Source organism: Rhodococcus sp. IEGM 1307, from assembly GCF_030056915.1.
Classification (GTDB): domain Bacteria; phylum Actinomycetota; class Actinomycetes; order Mycobacteriales; family Mycobacteriaceae; genus Rhodococcus_F; species Rhodococcus_F opacus_D.
Map to the genome: position 1 here is coordinate 38,755 of NZ_JASHKW010000025.1, position 13,692 is coordinate 52,446.

Consider the following 13,692-nt stretch of genomic DNA (forward strand, 5'->3'; position numbering starts at 1 on the left):
GACAACTGTCCGCACGGTGTGTATCGAAAGATACAGAATCTGCACTGCCGCGTGACGACAATCACAGGGCGTCCGGAAGTAAGCCGTCCTCGGTCTCGAGAGGAAAAGTCGGAAGCCGCCGAAAATGGCGATCGGAATCGGTTTCAATAACGCTTCACACCAGTCTGTTTGTCCGATCAGGAGACACCATGCACAGCAACACGGGCATCGATCAACGTCCACCAAATAGCATGTCTCGAATTGCCTTTGCCAGCATGACCGGCACAGTCGTCGAGTTCTACGACTTCATCATCTACGGAACAGCCGCAGCGCTGGTGTTTCACAAGGTCTTCTTCCCCGAACTCGGGCAGGCGGCGGGCACAGCCCTCGCTTTCGCGACGTTCGGAGTCGCCTTCGTCGCCAGACCGGTTGGATCGATCATTTTCGGGCATTTCGGCGACCGGATCGGCCGTAAGAAGACCCTGGTATCGACGTTGCTCCTGATGGGCGGCGCGACCGTTGCCATCGGACTCATCCCGACGACCAGCACCATCGGCGTCGCCGCACCACTCCTACTCGTGGCACTCCGCATCGCCCAGGGACTAGCGGTAGGAGGCGAATGGGCCGGAGCCATCCTCTTGGCGTCAGAAAATGCGAAACCGGAGAAGCGAGGCTTCTACTCATTGTTCCCTCAGATGGGACCTTCGGTCGGATTCTCCCTTGCCAGCGCAACGTTTCTAATCACCGCGCTGACCATGAGCGATGACGCCTTCCTTGCCTGGGGCTGGCGAATTCCATTCCTCACAAGTGCACTGCTCGTGATCGTGGGACTCTATGTACGGCTCAGCATCCAAGAGTCCGAGGAGTTCCGTGGGACTGTCGAACGAAATGAGACCGTTGCTGTTCCCTTCGCCGAAGCGTTCCGCAAGCAGAGCAAGGAAGTATTGCTCGGCGCCGGCGCTGTCATGACACCCTTCGCGTTCTTCTACATCGGTGTGTCCTACCTGACGAGCTACGGCACTCAACAGCTGGAGCTGAGTCGACCGACCGTCTTGACTATGGGCATTCTCGGCGGGTTCGCGTTTGCTATCACGACAATTTGCGGGTCGATTTGGTCCGATCGCTTCGGCCGACGCAAGATGATGACACTGGGATGTGCCCTCGGCGCGGTGACTGGTCTCGTCGCCTTCCCCATCCTCGATCGTGCAACGCCGACAGCTTTCCTGATCGGACTCGTCCTCATCCTGGGTTCGGTGGGCTTCGTGTATGGCCCCGCCGGCGCCCATCTGCCCGAGCTGTTCGCGACCCGTTACAGGTACACCGGTGCCGGCGTCGCTTACAGTCTCGCCGGTGTGCTGGGCGGTGCCGTCACACCGCTCCTGGCGGCCCGACTCGAGGCCTCCTCCGGAAGCTATGCCGTGGGCGTGTGCTTGACAGTGATTGCACTCATCAGCTTGGTCTCGGTGCTCGCTCTGCGAGAAACCCGCCCCGAGTCGATCACCCCTCAGGGGCAGCGCGTAAGCGTCCGATAACACACCTGCCACACAACTCAGTCGAAGTAAACTGCAAGTAGTGCCGGGGGACGACCGTTCCCCGGCACTATCGGAATGAGGACTACTGTGTCACTTCTTTCGAGCGCCGCCGGCGCCACCAGCACCCCCCTGGTGGACGGTACGATCGGGCGCTACCTCAGCCACGTCGTGGAACAACACCGACACCGAGAGGCCCTGGTGGCCTGTCATCAGGACTATCGTGCAACATACGGCGAGATGTGGGAGCTGACCGACCGTATCGCTCGGGGTCTCCTCGCTCGCGGAGTCAGACGCGGTGACCGGGTGGCGGTGTGGTCGGCAAGCCGATTCGAATGGGTCGCCGTCCAATACGCGACGGCACGAGTCGGCGCAATCCTCGTGTGTGTGAATCCGATGTATCAGGCGTCCGAGTTGAGCTATGTGCTCACACATTCGGAAGCATCGGTGCTACTGATGTCGGAGCGATTCCGTGACAACGATTGCGCCGAAATACTGCGGTCGATTCGATCCCAATGCCAGAGCCTGCGTGAGGTGATCGTCTTTGAAACCGATTGGCATGATTTCCTCCACGACGGCACACAAGTACCCCCGGAGGCCCTCGCCGTCGCAGAGCAGGCGCTCTGCGCCGATGACCCGATCAACATCCAGTACACCTCGGGAACCACGGGACGGCCGAAAGGTGCAGTGCTCACGCATCGGAATATTCTGAACAACGCACGGCTGGTGTGCGGAGGAATCAAGTTCACCGAGCACGATCGGGTTTGTGTTCCAGTTCCGCTGTTTCACTGTTTCGGGATGGTACTGGGATCACTCGGGACCCACTGTTACGGTGCGACGTTGGTCCTGCCTGAGGAATCCTTCAGCGCGGCATCGACAATGACCGCGGTAGAGCGCGAAAGATGCACAGCCATTTACGGGGTACCGACGATGTTCATCAGTGAACTCGAGTTCCAACGATCCAACGACGTGGTCGTCTCGAGTCTCCGAACCGGGTTGATCGGTGGTGCTCCATGCCCACCGGATCTACGCGAAAAGATCCGAACTCATCTGCATGTCACCGAGCTCTCGGTGGTATGTGGGATGACCGAAACCTCGCCAATTTCCACCCAGGTACTGCCCGACGATCCAGCCGACAAACGTGACCACTCCGTGGGCAGGCCCACGCCCCATGTCGAAGTCAAGATCGTCGACCCCGGAACCGACAAGGTGGTCCCGGTGGGCGCTGTCGGCGAGCAATGCACCAGAGGGTACAGCGTAATGGCGGGCTACTGGAATAACACTGCGGCGACCGACGAAGTCCTCGATCCCGACGGCTGGATGCACACCGGCGATCTCGCCACCATGGACGAAGACGGATACGTGACGCTCGTCGGCAGAATGAAGGAGATGATCATCCGCGGCGGCGAGAACATCTACCCCCGCGAAATCGAGGAACTGCTCCGCACACACCCGCACATCAACGACGCGTACGTCATCGGTGTCCCCGACGAGCGACTCGGAGAACAAGTGATGGCATGGGTGCGGTTACAAGAGGATTCGCAAGAGACATCGAGCGAAGACCTCGCAGCATTTTGCGCCGGGAAGATCACGAGGTCAAAAATCCCTGCATTCTGGCGGTTCGCTTCAACCTTTCCGACAACTGCAAGCGGAAAAATCCAGAAGTACCGTCTACGAGAACTTGCGATCGAGGAACAGAAGATGCGAACTCCCGTGGCGCCTCGCACACACTCCGAAGCACTGTAACTGCGCATAGCTGCGGCGCATCCAGACACCAATGGTGACACGCGAATTCTCGTCACCGTCTTGATCCGCCGGTAAGCGGACCCCTATCGCCATGGTTCGCATCTAATCATCCGCTGACAGAAATACATCAGAATGGCCGAGCCCGTGCACAATCCGCCGACAACCGAACACAGTACGAACTCCTCACCAGTGGGATACAACCCGGATTCGAGTTGTCGATCTCTCGCCGAACAACAGATCCGTTCGTACCGGATCCGACGGCGCCGCAAGGCCGAAGCTACAACCAGGCAGAGGCACCTCAAACCGAAGTCCGAGGATGCGGCAGTCGTCGAGTTCGCCCTAACGTGGGCGCCGTACGGTGGGGCGACAGACGAGGAGACGTTCGTCAGGTTCGGAATGTTGCGCAAGCGCTTCGCACGCCGACTACGAGAGGCTCTCGACAACGTGGAGTGCGATCCAGCGTTGGACGGGCAATTGCGAACCATCTACCGATAGCACTGCTCCGCCGGCACAACCGTGGGACTCTCCATACGACTATCGCCCACGGCCCCCGAGCGCGCGGCGGAGCGGAGCGATTCACCGGAAATGAGGTGAATCGCTTCGACCGTCCAAATAGCCGATGCCTCACCGGTAGCCAATCTCGGTGTCAGGAACTCCGGGTCGGCGGGTTCCTGCCGTATACCTGCAGCACCAGACACCCCTGCGCCGACCAGATCGAAGGCTTGACCACAGACAACGCTCCGCGCACTACCGCTGGTGCGGAGAGGTTCCTGAGCGGGCAGTCGCGCTCGGCGATTGGGGGGCACAGTCGGCTTCCACATTGGGCGCACACATCGCGTGGTTCTGAAGTAGCACGGCACTGTGTTGGACATGAGCCGCACCCTCGAGCCGACCCCGCGGACGGTTAGGAGTTACTGCGCACATCGAGACTGCCTTCGGTGCGACAAGTCCGACTGCGTCTTTGATGCGGATCTACCCTACGACTCACCGACCAGAATCAGCTCGGACTCAAACGGGTACACGTCAACTGCTGGCATCTCGGGGGCGACCCGACGCCGCGCTAGCAATGAACCCCAGTCGGGGGCTGCCACTTAACGGAGCGGGGACGGCCACGAATGTTGCATCAGACCCAGTCGGGGCCCGTCGTAGACCTGCTCGCTCCAGACAGCTCGCCGATTATGACGAGGCTCGGCGAAATTGGATCTGGCGCACTTTTCGTGATTCTGTTGTCGGCCTCAGCTATACGGTGTGGATGACGTGCTTGCGGAGAAGGTCCAGGTTTGCGCGCCCGTACATCTGCCGTTTGAGCATCTTGAAAGTTACGTGGAATCTGGCCGTGGGGATGATCATGTCTCCTCGGTGTTGACCACGGAACTGAGGACATGGCTTGAACGGCACGATGGTGTTGGAGGAGAAGTGGCCGGTGCTGGGCCGGCATGTGCGGGCGGCCGGGTGGCTGCGGGTGTGGACCGATCTCGGGAGGGCGCCTCGGACGATCGACGCCTACGCACGGGGGCTTGCCGAGTATCTGGAGATGTGCGAGCGGGAGGGTGTCGACCCGCTCACGGCGAGCCGGGCGCATGTCGGCGTCTATGTGCGGGAGTTGACCGACCGGCCCAGCCGCCGTGGCGCGAATGTGGTGTCCCTCGATTCCGGATCCGGGCTGGCCAGCGCCACCATTGCGCAGCGGCTGGTGCCGGTGCGGCTGTTCTACGACCACCTCATGGAGGAGGGGTTGCGCGAGTCCAATCCCGTTGGTCGGGGCCGCTTCACGCCCGGCCGACGGGGCGGCGGGAATCAGCGCGGGTTGGTGCCCAGGTTGACGAAGCTGCCGTGGATTCCCACCGAGCAACAGTGGGCGGACATCCTGGCCGTCGCCGCCGTGGAGCCCGTCCGCAACCGCGTGATGCTCGCCCTGGCCTACGATGCCGCGCTGCGCCGTGAGGAGCTGTGCGCGCTGCGCACCGACGATCTCGACCCGGCCCACCGCACCCTGCGGATCAGGGCGGAGACGACGAAGAACCGGCTCGAGCGGGTCGTGCCGTATTCGGCTCCGACCGGGGTGCTGCTGTCGAACTATCTCGCGCACCGGGCGAGCCTGAGCAGGGCACGCGAACCGCTGTTCCTGTCGGAGTCCCGCCGCAATCATGCCCAGCCACCCAAGTCTGTGGACGTGGTCGAAGGTGGTGCGACGGATTGCCCTGGCCGCCGATGTTCCGCGGTTCTCCACGCACACCACTCGGCATCTGTGTCTGACCGATCTGGCCCGGATGGGCTGGGAACTGCACACGATTGCGACCTTCGCCGGGCATCGCCATACGGACTCGACGCTGCGATATCCACCTGTCCGGGCGGGATCTGGCCGACAAACTCGGCCGCGGCATGGACCACATCCATGCCTGGCGCATCTCGATGCTCACCGGCATGGACGCCCCGACCCCAGGAACGCCGCGGTGACCGCGCCGCTGTCGGGCGACGTCAACCCGGACTCCGAAGCACGTTAATGCTCACCGCTCGTCGCGCATCACTTCGACACCACTATCGAGGTCCGAGACGACGAGGTCCGGGCCATCGGCGAACTCGGCATACGAAACCTGCGGCGGCTGCAGTATCACGATCCGAACGCGCCGGGCTGGCGCGTGATCGGACGACTGCTGGGACCGCTGGAAACGGTCAACGCAGGACTGGATTCCCCGGCCACCGCCCATCGGCGGCGCGCCATGGCCGATGCGGTCGCGGTGCTGCTGGTGCGATGCGCCGAAGTCCGGCGGACCTTCTGGGGTTGGACCGCGGAGGAATGGATCCATCTGCTCGGCCGTGACCAGGCCGAGTTCCACCTGAACGCACCCTCCTGGGCCGGCGACGAGGTCCGCCCCTACCTCGCGGCGCACGCCTACCTGCTCGGTACCTTCACTGCGTTCCACCGGCTCGGCAGCTTCCAACGACTGACCCTGTCGCGGCGGATCTTCGGGCGCGACCGAGTCAACGGCGAGATCGCCCGGGTTCGTAAGGTGCTTGCCGAGTGGGGTTATCGGCTCGGACGTGACGACGACACGCTGCTACCGATGGTGATCTGCCAGCTGTTCCTGCTCAACCGCAGCCCGCACCTCGAGGACCTTGGCACCGACCTGTTCGATCGTGTCCGCCGTGACGGACTGCTCGGCGGCGCCCGGCTGAACGCTCTGCATGCCGTGCAGCGGGCGGTGAATGCTCTGGGATTCTGTGACCAGCCGTCCGCGACGACCGGTCGTGGCACTGCGCGGGCGGCCGGCGGGGCGCAGATCTGGCAGCAGTGGGTCGAGCCTGGTACGCGACCTCGACATTGACGCCGCGGGCACGCGGCAACGTCCGGTCCCGCCTGCTCAAGGTCGGCCGCTGGAGCGCAGCCGAGCATCCCGGGGCCGCCGATCCGACGGCGTGGACCCGGCAGACCTGCGCGACCTGGGTCGCCGCGCTGGACCGGATGAACGTCGGCGACTACGTGCACCGCACCACCGGAATCGAAAAGCGCCTCGGCACTCCACTGACGGCGTCGACCAAGGACGGTCACCTCTCGGCGATCCGGAGGTTCTTCGCCGACTGTCAGGAATGGGAATGGCTGCCCCGACGCTTCGATCCTGGGCGCGCACTAGCCACTCCACGCAGCATCACCGCGCTGCTCGGCCCGAATCCGCGGGTGATCGCCGACGAGATCTGGGCGAAGCTGCTCTGGGCGGGACTGAATCTGTCGCACGCCGATCTCCCCGAGACACAATCCGGGCACTTCTACCCGTTCGAACTGGTCCACGCGATCACACTGTCCTGGTTGTTCTCCGGACTGCGCAGCGACGAGATCGCCCGCCTGCGGGTCGGCTGCATCCGCTGGCAGCACGACGACACACCCATCGTCGGCGACTCCGATCAGGTGCTGGCGCGTGACGCGGTCTGCCTGCTCGATGTTCCGGCGCACAAGACCGGCACCGCGTTCACCAAGCCGGTCGATCCGATCCTCGGCCAGGCCCTCGACACCTGGCACGCGATGCGCCCCTCCCAACCGCAGTTTCACGACCGTCGCACCGGCGAGCGAGTCGACCTGCTGTTCGCCTTCCGCGCCCGCCGGGTCTCCTCGTCCTACATCAACAACACGGTCATCCCGATGCTCTGCCACAAGGCCGGTGTCCCGACCACCGACGTCCGAGGGAACATCACCAACCACCGAGCCCGATCCACGATCGCCAGCCAGCTCTACAACGCCAAAGAGCCGATGACCCTGTTCGAGCTGCAAGCCTGGCTCGGCCACCGCTCGCCGCAATCCACCCAGTACTACGCGAAAATCAGCCCCACCACGCTGACGCGGGCCTACACCGACGCCGGATACTTCTCCCGCAACGTCCGCACCATCGAGGTCCTCGTCGATCGCGACGCCGTCACCTCCGGTGCCGCCGGTGGCGACACGCCGTGGCAGTACTACGACCTCGGACACGGATACTGCACCTACACGTTCTTCGAGCAATGCCCACACAGGATGGCGTGCGCCCGCTGCGACTTCTACGCCCCCAAGGCATCTGGCAAGGGTCAATTATTGGAGGCCAAGGACAATCTGCAGCGCATGCTCGCCGCGATCCCGCTCAGCGACGACGAGCGCGCCGCCGTCGACGAGGGACAGACCGCCCTCGACAACCTCCTGGAGCGACTGGTCGACGTTCCGACGCCGACCGGCACGACGCCACGCGAGATCGGCGCCCCGCCGACCGCGACCTTGCTACCGATCATCCCGGTCAACCGGGAGAAACGACCATGACCTGACCTTGACAATTCAGATTCCACAGAATGATGCGATTGATGTGTCCTTCAACAGGGCCGGAGCTGTAGGGCAACGTCAGCCCTGCGGTGACGGCGTCGAGGTCTCGGCGCAAACCTGTGACGAAGGACCGAAGTGCCCGATCTCCTTTGGTGTCAACGGCCGTCATCAAGGCGCCGAGGTCGCTCCCGCGACGCTCGATCATGATCTCGGCGAAGTTGTGGACCAGGTCTCGGGTGGTGGCCAGGGCGGGACTGCGTTCCAGCAGCGCATCGAGTTCAGTGCGTTCGTCGTCGCTGAGCCGATCCGGGTGGCGGGTCAGCCAGCCGGTGGCCTGCCGGACCGACGGCGAAGCGGGTCCTGATGAAAGCGGATTGCGAGCGCTCCGCAATGGCTGCAGGTAACGGCGGACAGTCTTGTCGCTGCCGCGGTATCCCAACAGGGCGATCTCACGAGTGAGTCGGGCGGCATCGGTGCACCCGGCATTGAAGCGTTCGTGGAGGTGGGGCTTGAATTCGTCGAGCAAGCTGGCGCGGGACTCGGTCTTGGTCAGCAGCTCCTCGACCTCGGTGGTGCGCGCGAACCGCCGTACCGTCCTGCGGTCGAGTGAGAGCTTCCGCCCAATCGCGGAAATCGACATGCCCTGGAAGTCCAGTTGCCGGACAGCGGTATGCCGTTCGCGGGTTCGGGTGACGAGCCGGCCATCGATCGGCTCGCTCGCGGCGTGGACGATCTCATCGATGCCACCGTGACGACGCCGACTTGATGGGCATCCTCATCGGGCAGACGCAGGTCGGCGCGGTGACGAGTGACGGTCTTCTCCACCGCCTCGGCCAGGTTGTGCCACAGGTGCCAGCGGTCGGCCACCTGGACGGCGTCGGGAGCACCGATCCGGATGCCTTCGGCATAGGCGCCGGCGCGGTCACGGCACACCATCTCGGTGCCGGGATGCTCCTTCAGCCAGTCGGCAACGGTGTCCGAAGTGCGGTCGGCGAGCAGGTCGATCGGCCTGCGGGTGACCATATCCAGCACGGGGGTGCCATACACGTGACCGCGGCGGATCGCGAAGTCGTCGATGCCCAGGACGCTTGACCTCGCCGACCTTCGGATCGCTCACGGCCCGGACCGCCCGCAACAGGGTGTCCCTGCCGACAGCAACCCCGAGGCGAGTCGCAAGCCGGGCCCCGGCCCGCCCGGCCACCGCCAATCCGATCGTTGTGACCATCGCGCCGAGCACGGGCGTGCGTCGTGACCGTGATGTGGTCAGACCCGGTACCTGCTCGGCGAAAGTCTTCGCCGTGCAATCAATGGTGTCACAGAAGAATCGACGCACCCGAAGGTCGATCATGACCGGATGCCACCGATCGCGGTGCCGGCCAGCTGCCGGCGGTACCGAGAATGCACGCGAGCAGACTCACCATCACAGCCCGGACACCGTCCCCGGTCACCCTTCGGCTCTGCCGCGATACGGATCGTAGAACCGACCCGACGAACCCCCGCGACAACGACACCAACCAGGTGACGCAGCAACGCCCGCACACCCTCGAAATCACACTCCGACGATCCTCACCCGCCGCAGGTCAGCACACCGTGGCGACACGCCAACACCTTCACGAAAAGTGCGCCAGATCCAATTTCAACGAGCGCCGTCAATTACGCGCTATGAGCGCTCTCCTGTTGATGTTCGCGAATAAGCGATGCAATCGTCGACACGCTGTATACCGGGTCGGAGGATGTGACGGCTTCGTCTAGTCGAGCCAATTTCGACTTCACGGCAGCTCGGAGCCTAACTTCATACTCCTCGATATCGAGCACGAAGGCAGCCGCCACGTTATTCGGGGAAGGTCCTCCGAGCGGTTCCCAGAGCAACGCAAAGTCAATAATGTCGTTGTCACGGTCATCGTGCCACATTAGTTCAATGCCCTTCTACACCCCTGCCCGATACGCTGGCCTATTGGACTACAGATGGTCTCTGAAGCGCCAATTCTCGCGATATACCGGGGAAGCCGTCTACGCTCACTCTATTGATTGGCCTACAGCACCTGCACGTTGGTCAAACGAGTTGTTTCTTCTTGTGTAAAATTTGAATGAAGAAGGATTTGCAATAAACGCTCGAGGAATCGGTCCGGTGTCATTCCGAAGTTAACGAGAATCTCCTCTTCGGTTGCGCCGCCGTATGGTGCCCACATGCGCGCGAACGCGACCAAGTCCTCCGACTCGCTCTCAGGATATGTGTGTTCGTCGCCCTTTCCGGGGCGACGCCGCTGACGCCACCGACGATGCTCACGGGATCTCATGGTTGTGCACCTCTAGCTGTAATAGCCTCTATTGGAGGGATAATCTGGTGTCGGTGTGTAGATGTAGGTCGTGGGATACGTGAAGGCTCGCTCGCGTTGTCCTGCATGCCGTGCGGAGTATGCCTGGGCGCACTTTTCTGCTCGGGTTTGTTTCTCATCCTTACCCGCCAGCGAAGGGGGGAAGGACATCAACCGCGTCTTCGACTACGCATTCACGATCTCGTGTCAGCTCCTTCGAGACGAGATACGCGGACACCGAGAGGACCATCTCGATTTTTCTTCCATGCCGCTCGATCAAAGCTGACTGGATGGCGCCGAGGGTCGGTACGCGATCGAAGACGACGGTATCGGTTTCACTTCCCACGTGTTCCGCTGCTGCAGCGAAGTAGCGTACGAGGATGCTGTGCTCAGCCACCGATCGCTCCCATGCTTTTGACCGGCGGAGTGAAGTAGTCGCTGTCGATTTGGTGACCGGCCGGTTTAGCCCACATCGCGGTACGCCAGATGTTCGCGATCTCCTCGTCGTCGGCACCTGCCCGCAATGCCCCCCTAAGGTCCGACTCTTCGTCGTTGAAGAGACACGAGCGCACACTGCCTTCTGCGGTGATTCTGGTGCGGTCGCACGCACCGCAGAACTCGTCTGTAACTGAGGCTATTACGCCGACTCGCTGGGGTCCTCCGTCGAGGTGCCAGTACTCTGCGGGAGCCGACGGGTCGGTTCTCCCCGCTGGTGTGAGCCGAAAACTCTTTCCTAGCAATGCAAATAGTGTGTCGACGGACGGTGTCTCGTCACGTTTCCAGGCACCTTCGGCGTCCAGTGGCATCTGCTCGATAAACCTGAGGTCAACGTCCTCCTCGATACACCACCTCAACAGTTCGACGGCCGTGGTGAGCGTCTGACCGGTAAGAACGGCATTGATCTTCACAGGTGCGAGGCCGGCGGCCTGGGCCGCCCGTATCCCCGCCAGTACCGCTGGGAGCCGATCTCGCCGTGTCAGGTTCGCAAAAAGTACTCGGTCGACAGTATCGAGGGATATGTTCACCCTTGTCAGCCCGGCTCCTGCGAGCCCCTGAGCCCGCTTATCCAACCCGATGCCGTTCGTGGTGATCGACAGTGGCAAGGTGTCGTATCGAGTTCGGCATCCAGCGATGATCTCTTCGAGATCGCGACGCACGAGTGGGTCTCCCCCAGTGAATCGCACTTCGGTAATCCCGAGCCGGTCGACGGCAATTGAAACGAGCCGGATAACCTCCCGACCAGTGAGGAGATTGGCTGGTTCGATCGGGGGCAGTCCATCCGCCGGCATGCAGTAGGTGCATCGGAGAGTGCACTTCTCGGTGAGAGATACCCGCAGATCACGTGCGATTCGGCCGTACTGGTCGAGCAGATCCGGGACAGCTGGCCGGGCCGGCGTCGAGCGGTGGCGAGAATCCCGGATTGCAGGAAGCCCGAGCGTCACGGTCGTCATTTCGGTGTCGCCTCGGGCCTCGGCTGTGGTATGCCGACCCACTCGCCGTCGCCGGCTAGGAAGGTCTGGTGCTTCCAGATCGGGACACCAGTTTTGATCCGGTCGACCAGCAACTTGGACACTGTGAAGGCATCTTCTCGGTGCGGTGAAGAAACCGCGGTAACCAACGCCAGATCGCCGACCTGAAGGTGCCCGACTCGATGGACCGCGGCGATTGCCAAGCCGAATTGCCCTGCAACCTCCTCACAGCAGCTCCGCAGGAACCGCGCAGCGTCGGGGTGGAACTGATACTCGAGCCCTGTCACGACCCTGCCGTGGTCCAGGTTTCGGACCACCCCGGTGAACAGAACCATGGCGCCGCTTTCGGGCCCCGATACTGCGGCACCGACTGCCACGGGATCGATCGGCTCGGTCGTAATTGTCGTTGACACGCGGTGCATTGGTTACCCTTACTTTCTTGCGGGATTCGGCTCGGGTCCGGCGGCGACTGCGGCCTGGGTCGGTGATGTGTGCTGCTCGGCGGAACACGCCGGTGCGCTGCACGGGGATTCCGCACCGATGTCCGTGTCGCTTTGCTGCCCCAGACGATTGATCTCGTCGGCCGCTTCTTCGATCGCATCTACGATGCCTACGTAGCCCGTACACCGGCAGATGTTGCCGGACATCTCTTCCCGAATCCGTTCCCGGGTCGGGTTGACCTCCCGGTGTATCAGATCGAGTGCGGACATCAACATTCCCGGCGTGCAGAATCCGCATTGCAACCCGTGCCGATCACAGAAGGCACGCTGCAAGGGATGTAAGGTCCCGTCCTCTGCGGCCATCCCTTCCACCGTCGTCACCGATGCTCCGTCCGCCTGGACCGCGAACATTAAGCACGCTCTGACGGGGCCGCCGTCGACGAGAATTGTGCAGGCCCCACAGACCCCATGTTCACAGCCCAGGTGCGTACCAGTGAGTCCGAGGTCTTCCCGAAGGGCATCGGCCAGTGTCTTGCGGGGTTCGACCTCGATCGATACTCGTTCTCCATTGACAGTCATATCGACATGCATCAATTCGCTCCTACCATCCGATTTCCGATTGCCTGGGTGAGTGCGCGGAGGGTGAATTGTTCGGTCATTGCGACTCGATACTCTGCCGATGCGTGGAGATCGGAGACGACATTGATGTCGCCCGCGGCAGCGCGTGCCGCCTCGGCGATTCGGGCATCCGTGACAGGCGAACCATTGAGGATCGACTCGGCCTCGAGCGGACGGATAGGTACTGCGCCGACACCACCGATCGCGATGCGCACGAGCCCACCGACGACAGCAACAGACACGGTGACCAAGCCAAAATCTCCATGACGTCTGGAGAACTCCGCGAAGCCCCACCGTTCCGGGACTGGGTAGGACACTGACGTGACAATTTCGCTTTCCGCCAGGGAGGTCTCCAACGGCCCCACGAAGAGGTCGTCCGCGGAGACTATTCGTTTGCCGGCCGGGCCCTCCACGCCGATTGTCGCCCCGAGTGCCGTGGCGACGACCGGCAACTCAGCCGACGGATCGGCGTGGGCAATACTTCCCCCGGTGGTACCCCGCGTACGGATGGCGCTGTGCCCGATCCACTTCGCGGCCTCGGACAAGAGTGGAATGTGCTTCTGCTCGAGGAGATCGGCGTGGCGTACCAGCGCCCCAACGCGGATGGTGTCGCCAGCGACCTTGTCGATACTGTCGAGGCCGGGAATCCGGTTGATGTCGACCAAAATCGAAGGTCGTCCCAGACGCATGGCCAGCACCGGGACCAGGCTTTGCCCGCCGGCAATGACCTTGCCGTCCCCGTCGGCGGATTCGAGCGTTGCGATAGCAGCTTTCACGCTCGAGGGGCGGCTGTAGTCGAAAGGTGCAGCCTTCATG

12 protein-coding genes and 1 pseudogene are annotated in these 13,692 nt (G+C 62.7%); 6 read left to right on the forward strand and 7 right to left on the reverse strand.

Annotated elements, in window-relative coordinates:
* Window positions 1-188 precede the first annotated feature (188 nt).
* The 6 genes and pseudogenes from QM841_RS35605 to QM841_RS35625 all read left to right on the forward strand — a co-directional run bounded on the left by QM841_RS35605 (window position 189) and on the right by QM841_RS35625 (window position 8,034).
* Window positions 189-1,511 (forward strand): MFS transporter, encoded by a 1,323-nt coding sequence (locus QM841_RS35605; protein WP_283335591.1) that lies wholly within the window; start codon window positions 189-191, stop codon window positions 1,509-1,511.
* A gap of 87 nt (window positions 1,512-1,598) precedes the next feature.
* Window positions 1,599-3,254: an AMP-binding protein gene (locus QM841_RS35610; RefSeq protein WP_283335592.1), complete on the forward strand. Its 1,656-nt coding sequence runs from the start codon at window positions 1,599-1,601 to the stop codon at window positions 3,252-3,254.
* A 1,723-nt stretch (window positions 3,255-4,977) separates the two neighbouring features.
* Window positions 4,978-5,343, forward strand: a pseudogene (locus QM841_RS35615) (site-specific integrase); the annotation flags it as partial.
* A 58-nt stretch (window positions 5,344-5,401) separates the two neighbouring features.
* Window positions 5,402-5,758, forward strand: coding sequence for a site-specific integrase (locus QM841_RS43605; RefSeq protein ID WP_502943308.1), 357 nt, complete (start codon window positions 5,402-5,404; stop codon window positions 5,756-5,758).
* Between the two features lie 135 nt (window positions 5,759-5,893).
* Complete coding sequence (locus QM841_RS35620; RefSeq protein WP_283335694.1) at window positions 5,894-6,580, forward strand: hypothetical protein; 687 nt, start codon at window positions 5,894-5,896, stop codon at window positions 6,578-6,580.
* Complete coding sequence (locus tag QM841_RS35625; protein WP_283335593.1) at window positions 6,547-8,034, forward strand: tyrosine-type recombinase/integrase; 1,488 nt, start codon at window positions 6,547-6,549, stop codon at window positions 8,032-8,034. The genes QM841_RS35620 and QM841_RS35625 overlap by 34 nt, the downstream gene beginning before the upstream one ends.
* Here the strand turns inward: QM841_RS35625 and QM841_RS35630 are convergent.
* From QM841_RS35630 to QM841_RS35660, 7 genes are all read right to left on the reverse strand, one after another.
* A complete protein-coding gene (locus tag QM841_RS35630) occupies window positions 8,012-8,560 on the reverse strand; it encodes a transposase (RefSeq protein WP_283335594.1) in 549 nt (182 codons plus the stop codon). The two genes, QM841_RS35625 and QM841_RS35630, sit on opposite strands and share 23 nt — an antisense overlap.
* A 23-nt stretch (window positions 8,561-8,583) precedes the next feature.
* Window positions 8,584-9,057, reverse strand: coding sequence for a transposase (locus tag QM841_RS35635; protein WP_283335691.1), 474 nt, complete (start codon window positions 9,055-9,057; stop codon window positions 8,584-8,586).
* 1,434 nt (window positions 9,058-10,491) lie between these two features.
* Window positions 10,492-10,746: a MoaD/ThiS family protein gene (locus QM841_RS35640; protein ID WP_283335595.1), complete on the reverse strand. Its 255-nt coding sequence runs from the start codon at window positions 10,744-10,746 to the stop codon at window positions 10,492-10,494.
* Window positions 10,739-11,800: a GTP 3',8-cyclase MoaA gene (moaA, locus tag QM841_RS35645; protein WP_283335596.1), complete on the reverse strand. Its 1,062-nt coding sequence runs from the start codon at window positions 11,798-11,800 to the stop codon at window positions 10,739-10,741. Before moaA ends, QM841_RS35640 begins: the two co-directional genes overlap by 8 nt.
* Complete coding sequence (locus tag QM841_RS35650) at window positions 11,797-12,240, reverse strand: molybdenum cofactor biosynthesis protein MoaE (protein ID WP_283335597.1); 444 nt, start codon at window positions 12,238-12,240, stop codon at window positions 11,797-11,799. Before QM841_RS35650 ends, moaA begins: the two co-directional genes overlap by 4 nt.
* 9 nt (window positions 12,241-12,249) lie before the next feature.
* Window positions 12,250-12,849, reverse strand: a complete 600-nt coding sequence (locus QM841_RS35655) for a (2Fe-2S)-binding protein (protein ID WP_502943309.1) — start codon at window positions 12,847-12,849, stop codon at window positions 12,250-12,252.
* Entirely contained in the window at window positions 12,849-13,691 is an 843-nt protein-coding gene (locus tag QM841_RS35660; RefSeq protein WP_283335598.1) for an FAD binding domain-containing protein, read from the reverse strand. The genes QM841_RS35655 and QM841_RS35660 overlap by 1 nt, the downstream gene beginning before the upstream one ends.
* Window position 13,692: the final 1 nt, after the last annotated feature.

Coding starts and splice junctions, on each gene's coding strand:
- QM841_RS35635 (WP_283335691.1), bottom strand. CDS start 9,057: ATGGTCACCCGCAGGCCGATCGACCTGCTCGCCGACCGCACTTCGGAC.
- QM841_RS35655 (WP_502943309.1), bottom strand. CDS start 12,849: ATGCATGTCGATATGACTGTCAATGGAGAACGAGTATCGATCGAGGTC.
- QM841_RS35650 (WP_283335597.1), bottom strand. CDS start 12,240: ATGCACCGCGTGTCAACGACAATTACGACCGAGCCGATCGATCCCGTG.
- QM841_RS35660 (WP_283335598.1), bottom strand. CDS start 13,691: ATGAAGGCTGCACCTTTCGACTACAGCCGCCCCTCGAGCGTGAAAGCT.
- QM841_RS35605 (WP_283335591.1), top strand. CDS start 189: ATGCACAGCAACACGGGCATCGATCAACGTCCACCAAATAGCATGTCT.
- QM841_RS43605 (WP_502943308.1), top strand. CDS start 5,402: ATGCCCAGCCACCCAAGTCTGTGGACGTGGTCGAAGGTGGTGCGACGG.
- moaA (WP_283335596.1), bottom strand. CDS start 11,800: ATGACGACCGTGACGCTCGGGCTTCCTGCAATCCGGGATTCTCGCCAC.